20 protein-coding genes and 1 riboswitch are annotated in these 23480 nt (G+C 56.1%); of the genes, 11 read left to right on the top strand and 9 right to left on the bottom strand.

Going from position 1 to position 23480, the window contains the following annotated elements:
• The 4 genes from thiQ to sgrR form a co-directional block, all read right to left on the bottom strand.
• On the bottom strand, nt 1–702 hold the full coding sequence (gene thiQ, locus Q7C21_RS05520; RefSeq protein ID WP_008925566.1) for a thiamine ABC transporter ATP-binding protein ThiQ: 702 nt from the start codon (nt 700–702) through the stop codon (nt 1–3).
• Complete coding sequence (thiP, locus tag Q7C21_RS05515; RefSeq protein ID WP_033743114.1) at nt 689–2296, bottom strand: thiamine/thiamine pyrophosphate ABC transporter permease ThiP; 1608 nt, start codon at nt 2294–2296, stop codon at nt 689–691. The genes thiQ and thiP overlap by 14 nt, the downstream gene beginning before the upstream one ends.
• Nucleotides 2272–3258, bottom strand: coding sequence for a thiamine ABC transporter substrate binding subunit (thiB, locus tag Q7C21_RS05510; protein WP_008925568.1), 987 nt, complete (start codon nt 3256–3258; stop codon nt 2272–2274). Before thiB ends, thiP begins: the two co-directional genes overlap by 25 nt.
• Nucleotides 3259–3304: 46 nt before the next feature.
• Nucleotides 3305–3407, bottom strand: a riboswitch (TPP riboswitch).
• A 35-nt stretch (nt 3408–3442) separates the two neighbouring features.
• The gene (sgrR, locus tag Q7C21_RS05505) at nt 3443–5104 is read right to left on the bottom strand and encodes an HTH-type transcriptional regulator SgrR (protein WP_008925569.1); all 1662 of its coding nucleotides are present in this window, start codon (nt 5102–5104) and stop codon (nt 3443–3445) included.
• 253 nt (nt 5105–5357) lie between these two features.
• Between sgrR and Q7C21_RS05500 the strand changes: the two genes are divergently transcribed.
• A complete protein-coding gene (locus tag Q7C21_RS05500; protein WP_003854780.1) occupies nt 5358–6536 on the top strand; it encodes an MFS transporter in 1179 nt (392 codons plus the stop codon).
• 39 nt (nt 6537–6575) lie between these two features.
• On the opposite strand, the gene leuD is transcribed toward Q7C21_RS05500, so the two are convergent.
• From leuD to leuL, 5 genes are all read right to left on the bottom strand, one after another.
• Nucleotides 6576–7181 carry a 3-isopropylmalate dehydratase small subunit gene (gene leuD / locus Q7C21_RS05495; RefSeq protein ID WP_008925570.1) on the bottom strand — a complete coding sequence of 202 codons (606 nt, stop codon included), beginning with the start codon at nt 7179–7181 and terminating at the stop codon, nt 6576–6578.
• A gap of 3 nt (nt 7182–7184) precedes the next feature.
• Nucleotides 7185–8591, bottom strand: a complete 1407-nt coding sequence (gene leuC / locus Q7C21_RS05490) for a 3-isopropylmalate dehydratase large subunit (protein ID WP_013356753.1) — start codon at nt 8589–8591, stop codon at nt 7185–7187.
• 4 nt (nt 8592–8595) lie between these two features.
• Nucleotides 8596–9687: a 3-isopropylmalate dehydrogenase gene (gene leuB, locus Q7C21_RS05485; protein WP_003854775.1), complete on the bottom strand. Its 1092-nt coding sequence runs from the start codon at nt 9685–9687 to the stop codon at nt 8596–8598.
• A gap of 2 nt (nt 9688–9689) precedes the next feature.
• Nucleotides 9690–11252, bottom strand: coding sequence for a 2-isopropylmalate synthase (gene leuA, locus Q7C21_RS05480; RefSeq protein WP_003854773.1), 1563 nt, complete (start codon nt 11250–11252; stop codon nt 9690–9692).
• A gap of 89 nt (nt 11253–11341) precedes the next feature.
• Nucleotides 11342–11425, bottom strand: coding sequence for a leu operon leader peptide (leuL, locus tag Q7C21_RS05475; RefSeq protein ID WP_099257765.1), 84 nt, complete (start codon nt 11423–11425; stop codon nt 11342–11344).
• Between the two features lie 730 nt (nt 11426–12155).
• On the opposite strand from leuL, the gene ilvI reads away from it, so the two are divergent.
• The 10 genes from ilvI to mraY all read left to right on the top strand — a co-directional run bounded on the left by ilvI (nt 12156) and on the right by mraY (nt 23478).
• Entirely contained in the window at nt 12156–13880 is a 1725-nt protein-coding gene (gene ilvI / locus Q7C21_RS05470; RefSeq protein ID WP_008925573.1) for an acetolactate synthase 3 large subunit, read from the top strand.
• 2 nt (nt 13881–13882) lie between these two features.
• The gene (gene ilvN, locus Q7C21_RS05465; RefSeq protein ID WP_003854770.1) at nt 13883–14374 is read left to right on the top strand and encodes an acetolactate synthase small subunit; all 492 of its coding nucleotides are present in this window, start codon (nt 13883–13885) and stop codon (nt 14372–14374) included.
• Between the two features lie 196 nt (nt 14375–14570).
• Complete coding sequence (gene cra, locus Q7C21_RS05460; protein ID WP_003854769.1) at nt 14571–15581, top strand: catabolite repressor/activator; 1011 nt, start codon at nt 14571–14573, stop codon at nt 15579–15581.
• A 489-nt stretch (nt 15582–16070) separates the two neighbouring features.
• Complete coding sequence (mraZ, locus tag Q7C21_RS05455) at nt 16071–16529, top strand: division/cell wall cluster transcriptional repressor MraZ (protein WP_003854767.1); 459 nt, start codon at nt 16071–16073, stop codon at nt 16527–16529.
• 2 nt (nt 16530–16531) lie between these two features.
• Nucleotides 16532–17473: a 16S rRNA (cytosine(1402)-N(4))-methyltransferase RsmH gene (gene rsmH / locus Q7C21_RS05450; RefSeq protein ID WP_003854766.1), complete on the top strand. Its 942-nt coding sequence runs from the start codon at nt 16532–16534 to the stop codon at nt 17471–17473.
• A complete protein-coding gene (gene ftsL / locus Q7C21_RS05445; protein ID WP_003854764.1) occupies nt 17470–17790 on the top strand; it encodes a cell division protein FtsL in 321 nt (106 codons plus the stop codon). The genes rsmH and ftsL overlap by 4 nt, the downstream gene beginning before the upstream one ends.
• Before the next feature lie 16 nt (nt 17791–17806).
• A complete protein-coding gene (locus Q7C21_RS05440; protein ID WP_003854762.1) occupies nt 17807–19573 on the top strand; it encodes a peptidoglycan glycosyltransferase FtsI in 1767 nt (588 codons plus the stop codon).
• Nucleotides 19560–21047: a UDP-N-acetylmuramoyl-L-alanyl-D-glutamate--2,6-diaminopimelate ligase gene (gene murE / locus Q7C21_RS05435; RefSeq protein ID WP_039658783.1), complete on the top strand. Its 1488-nt coding sequence runs from the start codon at nt 19560–19562 to the stop codon at nt 21045–21047. The genes Q7C21_RS05440 and murE overlap by 14 nt, the downstream gene beginning before the upstream one ends.
• Nucleotides 21044–22402, top strand: coding sequence for a UDP-N-acetylmuramoyl-tripeptide--D-alanyl-D-alanine ligase (gene murF, locus Q7C21_RS05430; RefSeq protein WP_286866075.1), 1359 nt, complete (start codon nt 21044–21046; stop codon nt 22400–22402). Before murE ends, murF begins: the two co-directional genes overlap by 4 nt.
• A complete protein-coding gene (mraY, locus tag Q7C21_RS05425) occupies nt 22396–23478 on the top strand; it encodes a phospho-N-acetylmuramoyl-pentapeptide-transferase (RefSeq protein ID WP_375150488.1) in 1083 nt (360 codons plus the stop codon). The genes murF and mraY overlap by 7 nt, the downstream gene beginning before the upstream one ends.
• Nucleotides 23479–23480: the final 2 nt, after the last annotated feature.

Below are 23480 nucleotides of genomic sequence, written 5' to 3'. Positions count from 1 at the left end.
TTAACGGCGCGGGATGCCGAGGACCTCGGCCTCCCGCGTGTCACCCGACAGCAGCTGTCGGGTCTCGCCATCCCAGTAAACCCGTCCATCCACAATCACTACGCTGCGCGGCGCAATCTGCCGGGCATCTTCCAGACTGTGCGACACCATCAGCAGTGTAATGCTGCGCGCTTCGCACACTGAACGCACCAGTTGCAGCATCTCGCCGCGCAACGCGGGATCCAGTGCAGAAAAAGGCTCATCCAGCAGCAGCACCGGACGATCACGCAGCAGACAGCGCGCCAGCGCCACACGCTGTCGCTGTCCGCCCGACAGCTCGCCCGGCAAACGGTTTAGCAGATCGCCTAATCCCACCTGATCGGCCAGTGCAGCCAGTTGCTGACGCTGCTCAGCGCTGAGTTTTAATCCCGGATGCAGCCCCAGCGCCATGTTCTGCTGTACGCTGAGGTGCGGAAACAGGTTGTTCTCCTGAAACAGCATCGAAACCGGTCGTCTGGCTGGCACGCTGTGGGTGTGATCCTGCCCGTCAATCATCAGGGTGCCCTGTTTCACCGGCAGGAAACCGGCAATCAGGCTCAGCAGGGTGCTCTTCCCGGCTCCGCTGGGGCCGAGAATGGCGATGCGCTCGCCACGTGTGGCCTTGAGGCTGAAGCGCATCGGCAGATGCTGATAAAGGTAAGTGAGGTTATCAAGAGTCAGCATGGCGGCCTGGTAATTTTTCCATTAGCGTGAACAGCAATAAGCAGAGCAGCAGTAATAGCAGGGCGGTGACCGCGCCATCTGCGCCGCGATAGGCACCAATCTGCTGATAAAGGTAGAACGGCAGTGTGCGGAAGTCAGCGTTGCCAAACAGTGCCACCACGCCGAAATCACCAATCGACAGTACGCAGGCAAAGGCCAGCGCCTGGGCAAGCGGACGTTTCAGCGCCCGCAGCTCGATCAGCCGCAGCCGGTTCCAGCCGTGGATATCCAGCGAATCGCAGAGCCTGCCGTAACGCTCTGCGACATCCCGCATCGGGTTTTCCAGTACTTTCAGCGCATAGGGAATGGCGATCAGCGCATTGGTAAAGATCACCAGCCCTTCTGCCGAATCAGGCAGGCCAATAGTGGCATTGAACAGCAGGAAAAAGCCGGTGGCGAGCACAATGCCTGGCATCGCCAGAATCAGCATGCCGCTGGTGTCGATCAACTGTGCCGCCGCCGGACGCTGGCGCAGACGCAGTTCCCGACTGCTCCACAGCAGCATCATGGTCAGCACCACACAGATCAGACCGGCACCGATGGCGATACGCAATGACGTCAAGGTGGCCTGCCACAGTGCAGGCTGCGCCAGCGCGCCACGCAGTCCGCCGTGCAGACCATCGACGATGACCGCCGCCAGCGGGGGCAGCAGCAGCATCAGCGCCAGCAGAATCAGCAGCGCATCCATCAGCTGTGCTCCACGCGAATCCTGCGGATCACGCCAGCCGTTCAGCTGACTGGTTCCGGCGGGAATCGCCTTGCTGAAACGCTGGCTGAGCAGCACAAGCGTCAGACAGCAGCCGAGCTGGATGAGCGCCAGTAGCGCTGCGCGTCCGGGATCGTAGTCATAACTCAGCGCCTGGAAGATCGCCAGCTCAATGGTGGTGGCCTGCGGACCGCCGCCGAGTGACAGTACGGTGGCAAAGCTGGCGAAACAGAGCATGAAGATCAGCGCACCGGTCGGCAACAGCTGACGCCGCAGCCATGGCCACTCCAGCAGACGAAAATGATGCCAGCCGCGCAGGTCGAGCTGTGCCGCCAGCTGACGCTGTTCCGCCGGAATACTCTCCAGCGCCTGCAGCATCAGGCGGGTCGCCAGCGGCAGGTTAAAGAAGACGTGCGCCAGCAAGATGCCTGGCAGACCATACGGGGAGAAGTGATAACCCATCCCTGCCAGCTGGCACAACTGCGCCAGCCAGCCATTGCGACCATAGACGGTCAGCAGACCGAACACCGCGACCAGCACCGGCAGCACCAGCGTCATGGCGCACAGGCGCAGCAGCAGCAGACGACCTGGAAAACGGCGTCGATAGAGCGCCCGCGCCAGCGGCACCGCAGGCAGCAGCGAAAGCAGGGCGGAGAGCAGTGCCTGACCAAAAGTGAACGCGATAACGTGATGCAGATAGTCATCCTGCAGCACGCTACGTAAGTCCGTGTCCGGTGCGGCGCTCCAGAGTGCACCGAACGCCATAAATGCCACGATGGTCAACAATATCGTGGCGAGCGAACCGGGAATCAGCCAGCGCGGCATCAGCGGCTGACGGCGCGTTGCCACTGGCTAATCCAGCCTGAACGCTGGCTGGCCACCTCTTCCGGTGAGAACTGCAGAGCGGTGGAAGGCACGTTGAGCGCCGCGAAACCTGCTGGCAGCGGCGTATCGATCACCGGGTACATCCAGTTGCCGGTGGGGATGGTGCGCTGGAAGTCAGGTGAGACCATAAACTTCATAAACTGCTGTGCCAGCGCCGGCTGTTTGCTGCTGGCTAGCTGCGCGGCAACTTCGACCTGCAGATAATGACCCTCTGCAAAGGGTGCAGCGGCGTAATTCTCTTTCTTCTCTTCGATGATGTGGTAAGCCGGAGAGGTGGTGTAGCTCAGCACCAGATCGCCTTCGCCCTTGAGGAACAGGCCATAGGCTTCACTCCAGCCTTTGGTGACCGTCACGGTTTTCTGCGCCAGCTTTTGCCACGCCTGCGGAGCCTGATCGCCATAGACTTTCTGCATCCAGAGCAGCAGACCTAAGCCGGGCGTGCTGGTGCGGGGATCTTCGTAGATCACCCGCCACTTCTCCGGGCTGTCGACCAGCTCTTTCAGGCTTTTTGGCGGATTTTTCAGCCGCGTTTTGTCATAAACAAACGCGAAGTAGCCATAATCGAACGGCACGAAGGTGGTGCTGTGCCAGCCATCGGGCAGTTTTAATGTCGATGTGTCGACCTGACTTTCGGCAAACAGACCGGTTTTCTGCGCGGCCTGCACCAGATTGTTATCCAGCCCCAGCACCACATCGGCTTTACTGTTTTTGCCTTCCATCCGCACGCGGTTCAGCAGCGACACGCCATCTTCCAGCGTGACGAATTTCAGCTCGCAGTCGCACTGTGCTTCAAAGGCTTTTTTAACCGCCGGGCCAGGGCCCCAGTCGGCGGAGAAGGAGTCGTAGGTGTAGACCGTGAGAACCGGCTTAGCCGCCAGAACGGGGGCGGAGAGTAACAGCAGCACCGGCAGAACTTTGTTTAACACTTTGCGCTCCTTCAGGAGAATAGGGGATGAGTCGCAAAGGATCTGAGCACAGAGGCCTCTCAAATCCCTACGTCGGTATTAACCGAATCAGGTTCGACGGGTCTCTCTCAGCGGCTTGCTTGTGGCAGGCCGCACCCCGTTGAGAACGTCACATTCTAGTCATTTCAGCGCCGGGGCGAAAGCGTCACAGCGCGGGTGGGGCGAACCAGGCCGATTTAAAATCAAACCAGCCCAGCGTATTCATCCGGACGCCGCGCATACTGCGCTGCCCTTCAAGCAACAGCCAGTGATGAAACAGCGGATGCAGGCCGGCTTCGTCGACCAGCTGTTTGCTCCATTCGGCCAGCGGCAGCGCTTTCTCGCGCCAGCGGGCCGCATCGCCGTGCCAGTCGATAGCAAGGCAGTGATGCAGCAGCGGGATCTCATAAAGCTGTGCGAACAGCGAATAATTCAGCGGCAGGGTAAAGTTCACGCTTCCCAACCAGATATCACTCTCCGTTTCGCCCTGATACCAGCTTTCGTAGCTGATCTCACGGGTCTCCAGCGTGACGCCATGCTCTGCCAGCAGCGGACGCAGCGCATTCGCGATGCCTTCATGCTCCACGTGCTGGCTGTACCAGGTCAGCGTCAGATGGGTTAAGTCGGGCGGTTTTTCTACTGGCGTCAGGTCACGGCGATGATGCCAGCGTGGCAGCAGACCATACGCCGGAAACCAGTAGCGCTGATAGCCGACACCAGCGTGATTGAGCAGGGCGATGGGGTTAAACAGGTAGCTGACCCAGCGCCGGACCGCTTCGTTGCGACCCTGCTCTGAACGCTGGTCGAACAAAAGATAGTAGCAGCCCTCTTCAAGGCGGCTCTCCTCCTGAACTTCATCGGTGCTGCCGCCCTGCAGACGGACACCCGCATAGACCAGCTCATCGCTGATGTCGGGCAGTACCCAGATAGAGACATCATCAATCAGCGCGCGAAAACCGAAGTAGTCATCAAACGCTTCGATCTTCAGCTGGCTCTCCTGATTGCGGATCACCCGGTAAGGACCGGTGCCAACTGGCTGGCGAGCAAAGTCGTGCAGCGTCGGCCATTCGCGCGGCAGGATCATCGCACTGACGCTGCCCAGCAGCCAGGGCAAGCCCTCGTCGGGCTGGCTTAAACGGATATCCAGCGTCCAGGGGGCAGGTGAGTCGATTTGCGCAATATGGGAAAAGAGCGGATGGGGGCGCTGACGCTCCAGCGTGGCGAGCACATCCTCCATCTCCAGTTCTCTGCCGTGATGGAAGCGAATCGCCGGACGCAGGAAGAAGCGCCAGTGAAGTGGAGACGTCTGCTGCCAGTGGTGCGCAATATCGGGTTCGATTTCCCCGTTTTCCTCATTTATCCGCGTCAGACCGTTGAAAATCTGTCGGGCAATGTGGGTTTCCGAGCGCCGCAGCGGCGAGCCGGGCAAAAGGTTGAGCAGCGGACGATAGTAGAGCACCCGCAGGATATGCTTGCCCTGCCGGAAACTGCGCCCCAGGTGCGCGCTGATCATCTGCCGCACCTGGTTTTTATCGCCTACCAGCTGGACCAGCTGATCGATGCGATCCTGTTCCAGCAAATCCTCGGCACGCTGCTGCTGCAGGGCCAGGCCCGTGTAGCAGAAGATAAGCTGCGATCGCTTGCCGCGTCCGGCTTCAGCCTGCCAGGTCAGCCAGCCTGCGGCCTGCATCCGGTTGAGCAGATTGCGCATATGGCGGCGCGAGCAGTGCAGCAGATCAGCCAGTTCGCTGAGCGTAATCTCCTGCGTCTGGCCCTGACAACTCTGCCACAGGCGGATGAACTGCTGCTTCAGACGTGATGAGGACATAAAAGGGGAACTCCCTGTGAAAAGCGCTCTGTTTTTCCTGCCCCATTTTAAGAGCAAACTTTACGCTATGGGAAGAGCGGGAGGCATTCAGCAGTGAATGGCGTTCGACCCTCACTTCGCTGTTCAGCGGAGTGCTTTTCTGAGTAGGGTGCATTTACACCGCCAGCAGATGATCTCTGCTGGCTTTTTTCATGTTGCGCGGTATCGTCTACCCTTCTTTTTTCCCCTCTGTTTGTTCTGTAAGGGATTTCGAATGAAATCGCTGTTAACGCGGCAGCGCCGCATCAACCCGGTTTACCTCGCTTTTATGGTCGCCTCGTTCATGCTGGGCATCGCGGGTGCTCTGCAGGCACCGACGCTCAGCCTGTTTCTGACGCGCGAGGTACAGGCGCGGCCCTTCTGGGTCGGGCTGTTTTTCACCATTAATGCGGTGGCCGGTATCGTAGTGAGTATGCTGGTGGCAAAGCGCTCAGACAGCGTCGGCGATCGTCGTCATATCATTCTTTTCTGCTGCCTGATGGCGCTGGTGAATGCGCTACTGTTTGCCTTTACCCGCGACTATCTGACTCTGCTGACACTGGGTGTACTGCTGTCAGCGCTGGCCAGTGTTTCTATGCCGCAGCTGTTTGCGCTGGCACGAGAGTATGCCGATCAGTCGGCGCGTGAAGCAGTGATGTTCAGTTCTGTGATGCGTGCGCAACTGTCGCTGGCGTGGGTGATCGGGCCGCCGTTATCGTTCGCGCTGGCGCTGAACTACGGCTTTGTGACGCTGTTTATGGTGGCCGCGGTGCTGTTTCTGCTCTGCATTCTGCTGGTCTGGTTTACCCTGCCGTCGGTGCCACGTTCGCAACCACTGATGCAAAGCGGCGGGCTGCCGTTGAGCGGCTGGCGCGATCGCGATGTGCGTTTGCTGTTCCTCGCCTCGGTGGCGATGTGGACCTGCAACACCATGTATATCATTGATATGCCGCTCTATATCAGCACCACGCTGGGTCTGCCGGAGAAGCTGGCTGGTCTTCTGATGGGAACGGCGGCAGGGCTGGAAATCCCGGTGATGCTGCTGGCGGGTCATTATGCGCGCCGCATCGGCAAGCGGCGGTTAATGTTGATCGCGGTGGCGGCGGGTGTCCTGTTTTATCTGGGGCTGGTGCTGTTCAATTCCCGCACCTCGCTGATGGTGTTGCAGCTGTTTAACGCGGTGTTTGTCGGGATTATTGCTGGCATAGGGATGTTGTGGTTCCAGGATCTGATGCCAGGACGGCCGGGTGCGGCGACCACGATGTTCACCAATTCGATTTCGACCGGCATGATTCTGGCGGGTGTTATTCAGGGGACGCTGAGTGAGCGGCTGGGACATGAGGCGGTTTACTGGCTGGCATTCGGGCTGGCAATAGTGGCGCTGGTGATGTCGGCGCGGGTGCGCGACGTATAAAGAAGCAGGGCGACGGAATGTCGCCCTGCTTTAACGCAATCAGCGCAGGAAGGCGGGCTGATTCTGCTCATACTGCGAAATCGACGCTTCATGCTGCAGGGTCAGGCCGATGCTGTCGAGGCCATTAATCATGCAGTGGCGACGGAAGCTATCGAGTTCAAACGAATAGACTTTGTCGCCTGCCGTCACCGTCTGTGCTTCCAGATCGACTGTGAAGCTGATGCCTGGCTGGGCCGCTACCAGTCTGAACAGCTCATCCACTTCCTCTTCGCTTAATTTCACCGGCAACAGCTGGTTGTTGAAACTGTTGCCGTAAAAGATATCCGCGAAGCTCGGCGCAATCACCACGTGGAAACCGAAATCGGTCAGCGCCCACGGGGCATGCTCACGTGAGGAGCCGCAGCCAAAGTTTTCGCGCGCCAGCAGGATGCTGGTGCCTTTAAACTCCGGCTTATTCAGCACAAAGCCAGGCGTCGGCACCGTACCAGCGTCATCTTCAAAGCGCCAGTCATGGAACAGATGCTGACCGAAACCGGTACGGGTCACCTTCTGCAAAAACTGCTTGGGAATGATCGCGTCCGTATCGACGTTCGCGGCATCCAGCGGTGCAACAATGCCAGTGTGCTGAGTAAATTTATTCGCCATGACTTAAGCTCCTGTCGTCAGTTCACGGATGTCGGCAAAGTGGCCGGTCACGGCAGCCGCCGCGGCCATCGCCGGGCTGACCAGATGGGTACGTCCACCACGGCCCTGACGGCCTTCAAAGTTACGGTTGCTGGTAGATGCGCAACGCTCGCCCGGATTCAGGCGGTCATTGTTCATCGCCAGGCACATTGAGCAGCCAGGCAGACGCCATTCAAAGCCCGCTTCCAGGAAGATTTTATCCAGACCTTCCGCTTCAGCCTGCGCTTTGACCGGGCCGGAACCCGGCACCACCATCGCGACCACGCCAGGCGCGACTTTGCGGCCTTTGGCGATAGCGGCGGCGGCACGCAGATCTTCAATACGTGAGTTGGTGCAGGAGCCGATAAACACTTTATCAATCGCAACATCGGTCAGTTTAATGCCCGGCTGCAGGTTCATGTAGGCCAGCGCTTTTTCCGCTGAGGCGCGCTCAACCGGATCGGCGAATGAGGCCGGGTTCGGGATCAACTGATCAACGGCAATCACCTGGCCCGGGTTGGTGCCCCAGGTGACCTGCGGTGCAATCTCTTCAGCATGCAGCGTCACTACCGCATCATACTTCGCGCCTTCATCAGATTTCAGGGTGCGCCAGTATTCAACGGCCTGCTCCCATTTCTCGCCCTGTGGGGAGAACTGACGACCTTTCAGGTAGTTGAAAGTAGTGTCATCCGGTGCTACCAGGCCCGCTTTCGCGCCCATCTCAATCGCCATGTTGCACAGGGTCATACGACCTTCCATGCTCAGCGCCTGAATGGCCGGGCCGCAGAATTCAACCACATAACCAGTACCGCCTGCGCTGCCGGTTTTACCGATGATCGCCAGCACGATATCTTTGGCGGTAATGCCGGTGGACGCCTGGCCCAGTACTTCAATCTTCATGGTTTTCGCCCGACCCTGTTTCAGGGTCTGAGTGGCAAATACATGTTCCACTTCAGAGGTGCCGATACCAAACGCCAGCGAGCCGAACGCGCCGTGGGTGGCGGTGTGCGAGTCGCCGCACACAATGGTCATGCCCGGCAGCGTCATACCCTGCTCAGGACCGATAACGTGGACGATGCCCTGGAATGGGTGATTCAGGTCATACAGCTGTACGCCAAATTCTTCGCAGTTCTTCATCAGCTCCTGCATCTGAATACGCGCCATCTCGCCCGACGCATTGATATCTTTGGTCTGGGTAGAGACGTTGTGATCCATCGTGGCAAAGGTTTTGCCCGGCTGACGGACTTTACGTCCGTGTGCGCGCAGGCCATCAAAGGCCTGGGGCGAGGTCACTTCATGGATCAGGTGACGATCGATGTAGAGTAACGGCGTTTCGTTTGGCGCTTCGTGGACGACATGTGCATCAAATAACTTCTGGTATAAGGTTTTCATTTTTTTATTTTTCCTCGGCGATAAAGCGGGCAATGATGCTGCCCATCTCATCTGTGCTGACCGCTGGGCCATCACCGGCTAAATCTTTGGTGCGGTAGCCCTGTTCCAGTGCACGACTGATGGCGCGTTCGATACTGTCGGCTGCCGCATCGGCATTCAGGCTGTAACGCAGCAGCAATGACAGCGACAGAATCTGGGCGACCGGGTTGGCAATATTCTGTCCGGCGATATCCGGCGCTGATCCCCCCGCCGGTTCGAACAGGCCAAAGCCCGCTTCATTCAGGCTGGCTGACGGCAGCATACCCATCGAGCCGGTGATCATGGCACACTCATCAGACAGAATGTCACCAAACAGGTTGGAGCAGAGCAGCACGTCAAACTGCGACGGGTCTTTGATCAACTGCATGGTCGCGTTGTCGATGTAGATGTGGCTCAGTTGCACGTCAGGGTACTCTTTAGCCACTTCGTTGACGATTTCGCGCCACATCACCGAGGTCTGCAGCACGTTAGCTTTATCAACCGAGGTGACTTTGTTGCGACGTTTGCGCGCCGATTCAAACGCGATACGGGCAATGCGCTCGATTTCGAAACGGTGATAGACCTCGGTATCAAAAGCACGCTCTTCCGGGCCGCTGCCTTCACGTCCTTTTGGCTGACCAAAATAGATGCCGCCAGTCAGTTCACGCACGCACAGAATGTCGAAGCCTTTAGCTGCGATGTCGGCGCGCAACGGGCAAAATGCTTCCAGACCGCTGTAGAGCGCCGCCGGACGCAGGTTACTGAACAGCTTAAAATGTTTGCGCAGCGGCAGTAGCGCACCGCGCTCCGGCTGTGATGCGGGCGGTAAGTGCTCCCACTTCGGACCGCCAACGGAACCAAACAGGATCGCGTCGGCCTGCTCGCAGCCTGCAACCGTTGCCGGTGGCAGAGGCTCTCCATGCTGATCGATAGCGATGCCGCCGACCGCATATTCCTGAGTAGTGATCTGCATATCAAAGCGCTGACGAATGGCATCAAGCACCTTCATCGCCTGCGCCATCACTTCCGGGCCGATACCATCACCGGGTAAAACTGCGATATGAGATGAACTGGACATGGTTATACGGTTTCCTTCTGGTCTTTAAATTTGCGCTGCAATTCTTGTTCAACCTGACGGGCACGCCAGATATTGTTCAGGGCGTTGACCATCGCTTTAGCGGAGGACTCCACAATATCGGTCGCCAGACCAATTCCGTGGAATTTGCGGCCGTTGTAGCTTACGACGATATCGACCTGGCCCAGCGCATTCTCGCCGTGGCCTTTAGCGGTCAGTTTGTAGTTAACCAGCTCAGCGTCAAACTGGGTAATGCGGTTAATCGCCTGGTAAACCGCGTCAACCGGGCCGTTACCGGTAGCCGCATCAGATTTAGCAACATCGCCGCAACCCAGATTAACCGAGGCGGTGGCAGTCATGCTGGAACCGGTCTGGACGTTAAATTCGTGCAACTGGAAATGCTCCGGCTCTTCATTCTGTTTGTTGATGAAGGCCAGCGCTTCCAGGTCGTAATCGAAAACCTGCCCCTTTTTGTCGGCCAGCTTCAGGAAAGCGTCATACAGCGTATCCAGATTGTAATCCTGCTCGGCATAGCCCATCTCTTCCATACGATGTTTTACCGCCGCACGGCCTGAACGAGAAGTCAGATTGAGCTGAATTTTATGTAAGCCGATCGATTCCGGCGTCAGGATTTCGTAGTTCTCGCGATTCTTCAGCACGCCATCCTGATGAATACCGGAAGAGTGGGCGAAAGCATTGGAGCCGACCACGGCTTTATTCGCTGGGATCGGCATGTTGCAGATCTGGCTGACCATCTGGCTGGTACGGTAAATTTCCTGATGATTGATATTGGTGTGTACGTTCATAATCTGCTGGCGGGTTTTAATCGCCATGATCACCTCTTCCAGCGCACAGTTACCGGCACGTTCACCCAGACCATTCATCGTGCCTTCAACCTGACGCGCGCCTGCCTGGACGGCAGCCAGGGCATTACCGGATGCCATACCCAGGTCATCGTGGGTATGCACAGAGATAATCGCTTTATCGATGTTAGGAACGCGGTTCATCAGTTCACTGATGATGTGCGCATATTCGCCTGGCAGGGTGTAGCCAACGGTATCCGGGATGTTGATGGTGGTCGCACCGGCGTTAATCGTGGCTTCCACCATACGGCACAGGTCATCAATCGGGGTACGGCCGCCATCTTCACAGGAGAACTCAACGTCACTGGTGTAGTTACGCGCACGCTTCACCATATGTACCGCACGCTCAATCACTTCTGGCAGCGTGCTGCGCAGTTTGGTTGCGATGTGCATTGGGGAAGTGGCGATGAAGGTATGAATACGGAAGGCTTCGGCAACGCGCAGTGACTCATAAGCTGCGTCGATATCTTTTTCTACACAGCGCGCCAGTCCGCAGACGCGGCTGTTTTTGATGGTACGCGCAATGGTCTGTACAGATTCAAAGTCGCCCGGTGAGGAGACCGGGAAACCGACTTCCATCACATCCACGCCCATGCGCTCCAGCGCTAACGCAATCTGCAATTTTTCTTTCACACTCAGGCTGGCCTGTAATGCCTGCTCACCGTCGCGCAGAGTGGTATCGAAAATAATGACTTGCTGGCTCATCGTATTCATCCTTATGCTTTTTCTGGCCTGGCAACGAGCATAAAAAAACCCGCGACAGGCGCGGGTTTTTAACTTTCAGCAGGTTTGAATCAGTGTTTGATTCCGCCCACAAGTCTACCGCGCAAGCTGAGTGCGTTTAGTAGTAGACCGAGAAGGCGAACAGAACGAAACATGGATTCAAACCTTATAAAATGTTGTGCTGTACATATTGGTACTGGAATCACTCAGGGATGTCAACCTTCAATGCAGGGGTATTCTCCTGGGCGCCAGAGGAAGATATTCTGTTATTTATCGGTCAGGCAGCGTAATGAACAGCGCGACCCTCACTGTGGACGCAATCAGCGCGGGAATGCGGGGCGCTGGGGCGCGATTTAAATTCTATTTAATTGAATTATAAGTATTTTGTTTGCATGGTGTTATGCGGGAACACAGCATTTATCACCTGCTGCTTAGCATAATCCAATGTGCTTTAGTGATTTCCTGGTTAATTACGCCAGAAAAGAAAAATGTCAGACGATAGTGGGCTATTGCAGCCGGTAATAAGTTTTCGTTATTTCTTAGATCACGCTGAAAATAATTTCATACCCAGCATTTTCCTCTGCGGTTCTGCCGCGTAATTAGTTTAATCCGCGTAGCCAATTCTTATCGGCCAGAGGCTTTACGTCCCTGCCTTTTAATTTACGCGGGTTTGCGGTTTGCCTGCCCGTGTAACTGCGGTTATGGTAATCGACCTACTCTCAGAAAAATAAACGCAACAGATTTCTCTGTAACCGGACAGCGGCTGACGTTTCCGCTGTCGTGCATAAACATAAGATTTTGATTGGCAAAGCAGGCACCGGGGCAACGTGATACGCATAAACGGGCGCATTCACAGAGCCGGGTCCGCAAGCCTGGAGGCAGAAGATGGAGATGTTGTCAGGAGCCGAAATGGTCGTCCGTTCGTTAATCGATCAGGGCGTGAAGCAGGTATTCGGTTATCCGGGTGGCGCAGTCTTAGATATCTATGATGCGCTGCAAACCGTCGGAGGTATCGATCACATTCTGGTGCGCCATGAGCAGGGTGCGGTGCATATGGCTGATGGCCTGGCGCGCGCGACGGGTGAAGTCGGCGTGGTGCTGGTCACCTCCGGACCTGGTGCAACCAATGCGATTACCGGTATCGCCACCGCCTATATGGACTCGATTCCGCTGGTGATTCTGTCGGGTCAGGTTCCGTCGTCGCTGATTGGCTATGACGCCTTTCAGGAATGCGACATGGTCGGCATCTCTCGTCCGGTGGTGAAGCACAGCTTCCTGGTGAAAAACACCGAAGAGATCCCAAGCGTGCTGAAAAAGGCATTCTGGCTGGCCTCCAGCGGCCGTCCGGGACCCGTGGTGATTGACCTGCCAAAAGATATCCTGAACCCGGCGAACAAATTGCCTTATCACTGGCCGGAGTCAGTGAGCATGCGCTCTTACAATCCCACTATTCAGGGTCATAAAGGGCAGATTAAGCGCGCGCTGACAACATTGCTGGCGGCGAAGAAGCCGGTGATCTATGCGGGTGGCGGTGCCATTACTGCAGGCTGTGAAGCGGAGCTGTTACAGCTGGCAGAAAGCCTGAATATTCCGGTGACGACCTCGCTGATGGGCCTGGGCGCGTTTCCTGGCACCCATCGTCAGTGTGTCGGCATGCTGGGTATGCACGGCACCTATGAAGCTAATATGACGATGCACAACACCGACCTGATTTTTGGGATCGGTGTTCGCTTTGATGATCGCACCACCAACAATCTGGCGAAATATTGTCCCAATGCCACGGTGATGCACATCGATATCGACCCGACCTCTATTTCCAAAACGGTGTCGGCGGATATCCCGATTGTCGGCGATGCAAAACAGGTGCTGCAGCAGATGCTGGAGTTACTGACGCAAAGCGACACGCCATCACGTGCTGAAAGCCTGCACGACTGGTGGCAGGAGATTGAAGGCTGGCGCAGTCGTCACTGTCTGGAATTTGATCGCACCAGCGACAAAATTAAGCCGCAGGCCGTGATTGAAACCATCAGCCGGCTGACCAAAGGCGATGCCTATGTCACGTCAGATGTAGGTCAGCACCAGATGTTTGCTGCGCTCTATTATCCTTTCGATAAACCGCGCCGCTGGATCAACTCTGGCGGTCTGGGCACCATGGGCTTTGGCCTGCCCGCGGCGCTGGGTGTGAAAATGGCGCTGCCGGAAGAGACCGTCATCTGCGTAACGGGCGATGGCAGTATCCAGATGAATATTCAGGAGCTTTCAACAGCATTGCAGTACGATCTGCCGGTGCTGGTACTGAACCTGAATAACCGGGTGCTGGGCATGGTGAAACAGTGGCAGGATATGATCTACTCGGGTCGCCACTCCCAGTCTTATATGGAATCGCTGCCTGACTTCGTGCGTCTGGCGGAAGCCTACGGTCACGTCGGGATCGCGATTGAGCATCCGGCTGAGCTGGAAGAGAAGCTGACGCTGGCGCTGGAAACCCTGGCGAAGGGGCGTCTGGTCTTTGTGGATGTCACCGTTGACGGTAGCGAACATGTCTACCCAATGCAGATTCGCGGTGGCAGCATGGATGAGATGTGGTTGAGCAAAACGGAGAGGACATAATTATGCGTCGTATTTTATCAGTTCTGCTGGAGAACGAATCCGGCGCATTATCCCGTGTCGTCGGCCTGTTCTCACAGCGCGGCTATAACATTGAAAGCCTGACCGTGGCGCCAACCGACGATCCCACACTGTCGCGGATGACCATTCAGACGGTGGGCGATCAGAAGGTACTGGAGCAGATTGAAAAGCAACTGCACAAGCTGGTGGATGTCCTGCGCGTCACCGAGCTGGGGCAGGGCGCCTATGTTGAGCGCGAAATCATGCTGGTGAAGATTCAGGCCAGTGGTTATGGTCGCGAAGAGGTGAAGCGTAACGCCGAGATCTTCCGTGGTCAGATCATCGATGTAACGCCGACGCTGTACACGGTTCAGCTGGCAGGCACCAGCGACAAACTGGACGCCTTCCTGAGCACCGTCCGCGATGTCGCTGAAATTGTTGAAGTGGCGCGCTCCGGTATCGTCGGCGTTTCACGCGGCGATCGCATCATGCGTTAATCACGCTGCGTCATCATCAATCCTCACCTAACCCGGCGAAATGCCGGGTTTTTTTATTTTTTATGCGCCAGGCGGATTACATTCAGAAAAGCGGTTGCTCCGCGCACTTTTCTGCTGTTAGATGATAGACATGAGTTATCCATAGCTTAACTGCGGCTATTTCTGCCGTAAAAGCGGATTTGATGGTGGGGTTATTGTGAAACTGGATGAAATTGCGCGTTTGGCAGGCGTGTCGCGCACCACGGCCAGTTATGTGATCAACGGCAAAGCGCGGCAGTATCGTGTCAGCGACAAGACCGTTGAAAAAGTCATGGCAGTGGTACGTGAACATAATTATCACCCTAATGCGGTGGCTGCGGGGCTGCGCGCCGGGCGTACGCGATCAATTGGGTTAGTGATCCCTGATCTGGAAAATACCAGTTATACGCGTATTGCAAACTATCTTGAGCGACAGGCACGTCAGCGCGGCTATCAGCTTCTGATCGCCTGTTCTGAAGATCAGCCTGAAAACGAGATGCGCTGCATTGAACATCTGCTGCAGCGCCAGGTCGATGCAATTATCGTTTCCACCTCATTACCGCCAGAGCATCCCTTTTATCAGCGCTGGATCAACGATTCTCTGCCAATAATTGCGCTGGACCGTGCGCTGGATCGTGAACATTTTACCAGTGTCGTCGGGGCCGATCAGGACGATGCCCAGACACTGGCTGCTGAACTGCGTCAGCTCGACGTTAAAAATGTGCTGTTCCTCGGTGCGTTACCCGAACTGTCAGTGAGCTTCCTGCGCGAAATGGGTTTCCGCGATGCCTGGAAAGACGATCCCCGTCCGATTGATTATATCTACTGCAACAGCTTCGAACGCACTGCTGCTGCTGCACTGTTTGAGAAATACCTTGAAGATCATCCGATGCCAGAGGCGCTTTTCACCACCTCTTTTGGGCTGCTGCAGGGTGTGATGGATGTGACGCTGAAACGAAACGGCCGCCTGCCGACGGAGCTGGCGATTGCCACCTTTGGCGACCACGAATTACTGGACTTTCTTGAGTGTCCGGTCCTGGCCGTTGGTCAGCGTCATCGTGACGTGGCAGAGCGCGTGCTGGAATTAGTTTTAGCCTCACTGGACGAACCCCGAAAACCAAAACCAGGCTTAACCCGTATCCGGCGTAATTTATACCGTCGCGGACAATTAAGCCGAAGAGTTAAATGAGTAACGGGCAGTATTATACTGCCCCTTTTATTTCGCGATTTACTGATTAAATAAACAGGTCGACGTAAAAAAGGGTAAATTCTGCTCATCAAATCTAACAAAGCAGAAAGCCCGATACCTATTATTTGCTTACAACTTCAACAAACCTTCTTTCCCGTCTGCCCTGAAGCCGCTGGGCTTCCATTCAGAAATCCCCTAAAATGCCGCCGCTGTCTCAGAAATCAGGATAAATATTTAACCCTTTACATTGTTTCATTTTTAGTCTTTTTTCCCCAAGCCATTTTTTTTATTCAGTTATTCATTGGCTTAATTTTTAGTTTCTCCTTTTATTCGATTATATCGTCGCCAGACTTTAATTTTGCGCCTTGTAAAGAGTGATGTTCAACTGCCGCTCCGGCTTGACAAGGATTTCATGGGATCCTTAAACTCGTTTCGTGGTAAAAAGTGGGATAAAGTGGCGTAAATGGGTGATGAGGAGAAGAGACTGGCATGTTCCGCGGAGCAACGTTAGTCAATCTCGACAGCAAAGGGCGGCTCGCCGTACCCACGCGATATCGCGAATTGCTGATTGGGGAGTCTCAGGGGCAGATGGTCTGTACCATCGACCTCCACCAGCCATGCCTGTTGCTTTACACCCTGCCCGAATGGGAAATCATTGAAAAAAAGCTGGCACGCCTTTCCAGTATGAATCCACTTGAGCGCCGCGTGCAGCGTTTGCTGCTGGGACATGCCAGTGAATGTCAGATGGACAATGCAGGCCGCCTGCTGCTGGCGAATACGCTTCGGCAGCACGCAAAATTAACCAAAGAAGTGATGCTGGTTGGACAGTTCAATAAGTTTGAGCTGTGGGATGAACAGACCTGGTATCAACAAGTCAGGGACGATATTGACGCAGAACAGTCGGCTCAGGAACCTTTATCTGAGCGGTTGCAGGACTTGTCGCTATAGCTATGCAGGAAAATTTCAAACATACCACCGTGCTGTTGGATGAGGCGGTTAACGGCCTCAATATCAGGGAAGACGGTATTTACATCGACGGCACATTTGGTCGTGGTGGCCACTCACGCCTGATTCTTTCGCAACTGGGAGAGAAGGGAAAACTGATCGCCATCGATCGTGATCCGCAAGCTATCGCCGCTGCTGCTGAGATTACCGACCCGCGTTTTTCAATTATTCATGGCCCTTTTTCTGCGCTGGCAGAGTATGTTTCTGAACGGGATCTGGTCGGAAAAATTGACGGGATTTTGCTGGACCTGGGGGTTTCATCGCCGCAACTGGATGACGCTGAACGCGGCTTCTCCTTTATGCGTGACGGACCGCTGGACATGCGAATGGACCCGTCGCGTGGTCACTCAGCCGCAGAATGGTTGCTGCACGCGGAAGAGGCAGATATCGCTTTCGTCCTGAAGACTTACGGTGAAGAGCGATTCGCTAAACGTATTGCCCGGGCCATTGTCGAGCGCAATCGCGAGCAGCCGATGACCCGCACCCGTGAACTGGCTGAAGTCATCTCCATCGCTATGCCAGTGAAAGATAAGTTTAAACATCCGGCTACACGCAGCTTCCAGGCCATTCGCATCTGGATTAACAGTGAACTGGAAGAGATCGATATCGCACTGAAAGGCGCGGTTCAGGTACTCGCACCGCAGGGCCGTCTCTCTGTGATCAGCTTCCATTCACTGGAAGATCGGCTGGTTAAGCGCTTTATGCGCGATCAGAGTCGTGGACCACAGGTGCCGGCCGGAATACCGATGACTGAACATCAGCTGCGAGCCCTGGGTGGCCGTGAACTGAAGTTGCTCGGCAAAATGTCGCCGGGTGACGCTGAAGTCTCTGAGAACCCACGCGCGCGCAGCTCGGTTTTACGTATCGCGGAGAAAACCGACGCATGATCGGTAACGAGCGTCACAGTCTGCCTGCCGTTATCGGCGGGGATCTGCTGCGAAAGGGCAAGATTCCGGTGCTGTTGCTGATCGCTGTCGTGGTTTCTGCCGTGCTGGTGGTCACCACCACGCATAAAACACGACTGTTAACGGCACAGCGTGAACAGCTGGTGCTGGAGCGTGACGCGCTGGATATCGAGTGGCGCAACCTGATTCTGGAAGAGAATGCGCTGGGCGATCACAGCCGTGTTGAACGCATCGCCACCGAGAAGCTGCAGCTGCAGCACGTTGATCCTTCACAAGAAAATATCGTGGTGCAGAAATAAGGACTTAAGTTAGCGAATGAGCGGCACAGGCAGAACGCTGAAATTGAAGAAACCGGAAGATAAAGCCAGCTTTGTAAGCTGGCGTTTTGCGTTGCTGTGCGGCTGTATTTTACTGGCGCTGGGTGGATTGCTGTCACGTGTTGCCTGGCTGCAGGTGATCAATCCTGGCAAGCTGGTCAAAGAGGGCGATCTGCGCTCGCTGCGCGTTCAGGCGGTGCCAACCTCGCGCGGGATGATCAGCGATCGTGCCGGACGACCGCTGGCAGTGAGTGTCCCGGTTAATGCCATCTGGGCGGATCCAAAAGAGCTGCACGCCGGTGGTGGCGTCACGCTGGACAGCCGCTGGAAGGCACTCTCTGATGCGCTCTCTATCCCCCTTGACCAGTTGGCCGCGCGCGTAAATGCCAATCCTAAAGGCCGCTTTGTCTATCTGGCGCGTCAGGTCAATCCGGCCATCGGCGACTACGTCAAAAAACTCAAACTTCCCGGTATTCATCTGCGCGAAGAGTCGCGCCGTTACTATCCTGCCGGGCAGGTTACCTCTCATCTGATTGGCTTTACCAACATCGACGGGCAGGGCATTGAAGGCATTGAGAAGAGTTTTGATAAATGGCTGACCGGTGCGCCGGGCGAGCGGACGGTGCGTAAAGATCGCTACGGTCGCGTCATCGAAGATATCTCCTCTGTGGACAGCCGGGCCGCGCATAACCTGACTCTCAGCATCGATGAGCGCTTACAGGCGCTGGTCTACCGTGAACTGAATAACGCCGTGGCCTTTAACAAAGCGGAATCGGGCACGGCAGTCCTGGTGGATGTGAATACCGGCGAAGTACTGGCGATGGCCAACAGCCCGGCTTACAACCCGAATAATCTTGGCAACACGCCGAAAGATCTGATGCGTAACCGCGCCATCACCGACATTTTCGAACCTGGCTCGACCGTGAAGCCGATGGTGGTCATGGCGGCGCTGCAACGCGGCGTGGTCAGAGAGAACAGTGTCCTGAATACCGTGCCATATCGCGTCAATGGTCATGAGATCAAGGATGTGGCGCGCTACAACGAATTGACCCTGACAGGGGTTTTACAGAAATCGAGTAACGTCGGTGTTTCACGTCTGGCGTTAGCGATGCCTTCCTCAGCGCTTGTAGAAACTTATGCGCGCTTTGGACTGGGCAAACCGACCAATTTGGGGCTGGTCGGGGAAAGCAGTGGCTTATACCCTAAAAAACAACGGTGGTCTGACATAGAGAGGGCCACCTTCTCTTTCGGCTACGGGCTAATGGTAACGCCGTTACAGTTAGCGCGAGTCTACGCAACAATTGGCAGCTATGGCATTAATCGCCCGCTGTCGATTACCAAAGTGGATCCGCCCGTCGCGGGACAACGCGTTTTCGATGAGTCACTGGTGAAAACCGTGATGCATATGATGGAAAGCGTGGCGCTGCCTGGTGGCGGTGGGGTCAAAGCGGCCATCAAAGGTTATCGGATTGCGATAAAAACCGGTACAGCGAAAAAAGTCGGGCCCGATGGTCGCTACGTCAACAAATACATTGCCTATACCGCAGGCGTTGCGCCTGCCAGTCATCCCCGATTCGCGCTGGTGGTGGTGATCAACGATCCCCAGGCCGGCAAGTATTACGGTGGTGCGGTTTCTGCCCCGGTGTTTGGTGCCATCATGGGCGGCGTACTGCGCACCATGAACATCGAGCCGGACGCGTTACCGACCAATGACAAGAATGAGCTGGTGACTAACAGAAGTGAGGAAACAAGTGACAGATCGTAACCTGCGCGACTTACTCGGCCCCTGGGTGCCAGGCGCGCCGGCGCGCCCACTGCGCGACATGACACTGGATAGCCGCATTGCGGCTTCTGGCGATCTGTTTGTCGCTGTTGCAGGCCATCAGGTCGATGGACGCCGCTTTATCCCGCAGGCGATTGCTCAGGGCGTCGCCGCCGTGGTGGCCGAAGCTGAAGGCGAAGCCGCCGACGGCGAAATCCGTGAAATGCACGGCGTACCGGTTATCTATCTGGCCCAATTGCCTCAGCGTCTTTCAGCCTTAGCAGGCCGTTTTTATCAGCAGCCGGGTGAGAAACAGACGCTGATTGGCGTTACGGGTACAAATGGTAAAACCACCACGACCCAGTTGCTGGCGCAGTGGGCAACGCTGCTGGGTGAAACCAGCGCGGTCATGGGCACCGTCGGGAATGGGCTGGTGGGTCACTTGTCCGCGGCAGAAAATACCACCGGCTCAGCAGTTGATGTTCAGCATCTGCTGAACGATCTGGCGGAAAAAGGGGCGACCCTGACCGCAATGGAAGTCTCGTCACACGGACTGGTTCAGCATCGCGTCGCGGCGCTGCCGTTTGCCGCAGCGGTCTTTACCAATCTCAGCCGCGATCACCTCGATTATCACGGTGATATGCAGAGCTACGAGTCAGCCAAATGGCTGCTGTTTTCTGAGCATCAGGTCGGGCAGGCGATTCTTAACGCCGATGATGAAGTCGGTCGTCGCTGGCTGGCGCGCTTACCGGATGCGGTGGCAGTCACCATGGAGAATAACCTCCAGCCTGGCTGCCATGGCCGCTGGCTGAAAGCCGATGCGGTGGAGTACCACGATAACGGCGCACACATCCGTTTCAGCTCCAGCTGGGGCAACGGAGAAATCAACAGTCCATTAATGGGCGCGTTCAACGTCAGCAATCTGATGCTGGCGCTGGCGACGCTGCTGTCACTGGATTATCCGCTGGCGACGCTGATCAACGTTGCACCGCAGTTGCAGCCGGTCAACGGGCGTATGGAAGTGTTCAGCGCCGCAGGAAAACCGACGGTCGTGGTGGATTATGCCCATACGCCGGATGCGCTGGAAAAAGCGCTGGAAGCAGCCCGCCTGCACTGCAAAGGCAAACTGTGGTGTCTGTTTGGCTGCGGTGGCGATCGTGACAAAGGCAAGCGCCCATTAATGGGCGCGATTGCTGAGCAATATGCGGATGTGGTGGTGATTACCGACGACAATCCGCGCAGCGAAGATCCGCAGGCGATTGTTAACGATATTCTGACCGGTTTGCTGGATCCGGGCCGCGCCCGGCTGGTGTCTGGCCGCGCGCAGGCCGTCACTAACACCATCATGCAGGCTCAGCCTGACGATATCGTACTGGTGGCCGGTAAAGGCCACGAAGATTATCAGATCATCGGCAATCGCCGTCTCGACTACTCCGATCGTGCCACGGTTGCGGCACTGCTGGGAGGCGCAGCATGATTCCGGTTTCATTAAAAACGCTTGCGGAGATCACCGTCGGAACGCTGCACGGCAGTGATTTAACCCTGAATGACGTAACGACGGATACCCGCAAAGTGACAGCAGGCAGTCTGTTTGTCGCGCTGGTGGGCGAACGTTTTGATGCCCATGACTTCGCTGAAGAGGCCATTGACAGTGGCGCACAGGCGTTACTGGTCAGTAAGCATTTACCTGTCTCTGTGCCTCAGGTCGTCGTGGAAGATACCCGACTTGCTTTTGGCCGACTGAGTGCTTGGGTTCGTCAGCAGTCCACTGCCCGCGTCGTGGCGCTGACCGGCTCGTCCGGCAAAACGTCGGTTAAAGAGATGACGGCAGCGATTCTGCGTGAGTGCGGTGAGACGCTCTACACCGCAGGCAATCTCAACAACGATTATGGCGTGCCGATGACGCTGCTGCGTCTGACCGCAGAGCATCAGTATGCGGTAATTGAGCTTGGCGCTAATCATCAGGGCGAAATCGCCTACACCACCGACCTGGTTAAACCGGAAAGCGCGCTGGTGAATAACCTGGCAGCGGCCCATCTGGAAGGCTTTGGTTCGCTGGCGGGTGTCGCTAAAGCCAAGGGCGAGATTTTTCAGGGCTTACCGGCGAATGGCATTGCGATTCTCAACGAGGAGAGCAACGACTGGCCAAACTGGCAGACCACGCTGCAGGACAAAACCGTGTGGCGCTTCTCGCCGCAGGCGGCAGCGTGTGATTTCTCTGCCCGTGATATCCGCATTGCGCAGGACGGCACTCATTTTGTGATGAAGACACCGCGTGGCGAGGCTGAGATTGTGCTGCCGTTGCCGGGTCGGCATAACATCGCCAACGCACTGGCTGCGGCGGCTCTGGCCCTGTCAGTAGATGCCCCGCTTAGCGCCGTTCAGCAGGGGCTGAAAAACCTGCAGTCGGTGCCAGGTCGCCTGTTCCCGGTGCGCCTCTCTGCGCATCAGCTGCTGCTGGATGACAGTTATAACGCGAATGTCGGATCGATGACCGCCGCCGTCCAGGTCCTGTCAGAGATGCCGGGCTACCGGGTGCTGGTCGCCGGCGATATGGCGGAACTGGGTGATGAGACCGAAAAATGCCACCGCGAAATCGGGGATGCGGCACGTGATGCAGGTATTGATCGCGTACTGAGCTGCGGAAAATTCAGCCATTTTATTAGTGAAAACAGCAAAGCTGGCGAACATTTCAGCGATAAGACAGCGCTGACTGAACGTTTGCGTCAATTGTTGTCCGAACACTCAGAAATTACCGTCCTGATAAAAGGCTCGCGTAGTGCCGCCATGGAGCAGGTAGTACAGAGCTTAAAGGAGAAAGGAACATGTTAGTTTGGCTGGCCGATCATCTGGTCGCTTTTTATTCGGGCTTCAACGTCTTTTCCTATCTGACGTTTCGCGCCATTGTCAGCCTGCTGACAGCACTCTTTATCTCTCTCTGGATGGGGCCGCGCCTGATTGCCTGGCTGCAGAAATTACAGATTGGTCAGGTTGTCCGTAACGATGGCCCGGAATCGCATTTCAGTAAGCGCGGAACGCCCACAATGGGCGGGATTATGATTCTGACCTCCATCACCATTTCGGTGCTGATGTGGGCATATCCGTCGAATCCCTATGTCTGGTGCGTGCTGTTCGTGCTCATCGGCTTTGGCATCATCGGCTTTGTCGATGACTACCGCAAAGTGGTGCGCAAAGATACTAAGGGTCTGATTGCCCGCTGGAAATATTTCTGGATGTCGGTGATTTCTCTGGGCGTCGCGTTCGGGCTTTATGCAGCAGGTAAAGACACCCCGGCGACCCAGCTTGTGGTGCCCTTTTTCAAAGACATCATGCCGCAGTTAGGCCTGTTTTATGTGCTGCTGGCCTACTTTGTGATTGTCGGAACGGGTAACGCGGTCAATCTGACCGATGGTCTCGATGGTCTGGCGATCATGCCCACCGTCTTTGTCGCCGCAGGCTTTGCGCTGGTTGCCTGGGCCACCGGTAACGTGAAGTTTGCTGAATATCTTCATATTCCTTATCTGCGTCACGCCGGTGAGCTGGTGATTGTCTGTACCGCCATCGTCGGGGCAGGGCTGGGCTTCCTGTGGTTCAACACCTATCCGGCTCAGGTCTTTATGGGTGATGTCGGCTCACTGGCGCTGGGCGGCGCGCTGGGAACCATCGCCGTGTTGCTGCGTCAGGAATTTTTACTGGTGATTATGGGTGGCGTGTTTGTGGTTGAAACGCTGTCGGTAATCCTGCAGGTGGGATCGTTTAAGTTGCGCGGCCAGCGTATTTTCCGCATGGCGCCGATCCATCACCACTATGAACTCAAGGGCTGGCCGGAACCGCGCGTCATTGTGCGCTTCTGGATTATTTCGCTAATGCTGGTGCTGATTGGCCTGGCCACGCTGAAGGTGCGTTAATC

The sequence above is a fragment of the Pantoea sp. ANP04 genome (assembly GCF_041982285.1).
In the GTDB taxonomy this organism is placed as follows: Bacteria; Pseudomonadota; Gammaproteobacteria; order Enterobacterales; family Enterobacteriaceae; genus Pantoea; species Pantoea eucalypti.
This window is presented reverse-complemented; position numbering and strand designations above follow the sequence as displayed.

Coding starts and splice junctions, on each gene's coding strand:
- sgrR (WP_008925569.1), bottom strand. CDS start 5,104: ATGTCCTCATCACGTCTGAAGCAGCAGTTCATCCGCCTGTGGCAGAGT.
- leuD (WP_008925570.1), bottom strand. CDS start 7,181: ATGGCGAATAAATTTACTCAGCACACTGGCATTGTTGCACCGCTGGAT.
- leuL (WP_099257765.1), bottom strand. CDS start 11,425: ATGTTTCGTTCTGTTCGCCTTCTCGGTCTACTACTAAACGCACTCAGC.
- thiQ (WP_008925566.1), bottom strand. CDS start 702: ATGCTGACTCTTGATAACCTCACTTACCTTTATCAGCATCTGCCGATG.
- mraY (WP_375150488.1), top strand. CDS start 22,396: ATGTTAGTTTGGCTGGCCGATCATCTGGTCGCTTTTTATTCGGGCTTC.
- leuA (WP_003854773.1), bottom strand. CDS start 11,252: ATGAGCCAGCAAGTCATTATTTTCGATACCACTCTGCGCGACGGTGAG.
- murF (WP_286866075.1), top strand. CDS start 21,044: ATGATTCCGGTTTCATTAAAAACGCTTGCGGAGATCACCGTCGGAACG.
- Q7C21_RS05500 (WP_003854780.1), top strand. CDS start 5,358: ATGAAATCGCTGTTAACGCGGCAGCGCCGCATCAACCCGGTTTACCTC.
- ilvN (WP_003854770.1), top strand. CDS start 13,883: ATGCGTCGTATTTTATCAGTTCTGCTGGAGAACGAATCCGGCGCATTA.
- ilvI (WP_008925573.1), top strand. CDS start 12,156: ATGGAGATGTTGTCAGGAGCCGAAATGGTCGTCCGTTCGTTAATCGAT.
- leuB (WP_003854775.1), bottom strand. CDS start 9,687: ATGTCCAGTTCATCTCATATCGCAGTTTTACCCGGTGATGGTATCGGC.
- leuC (WP_013356753.1), bottom strand. CDS start 8,591: ATGAAAACCTTATACCAGAAGTTATTTGATGCACATGTCGTCCACGAA.
- ftsL (WP_003854764.1), top strand. CDS start 17,470: ATGATCGGTAACGAGCGTCACAGTCTGCCTGCCGTTATCGGCGGGGAT.
- rsmH (WP_003854766.1), top strand. CDS start 16,532: ATGCAGGAAAATTTCAAACATACCACCGTGCTGTTGGATGAGGCGGTT.
- Q7C21_RS05440 (WP_003854762.1), top strand. CDS start 17,807: ATGAGCGGCACAGGCAGAACGCTGAAATTGAAGAAACCGGAAGATAAA.
- mraZ (WP_003854767.1), top strand. CDS start 16,071: ATGTTCCGCGGAGCAACGTTAGTCAATCTCGACAGCAAAGGGCGGCTC.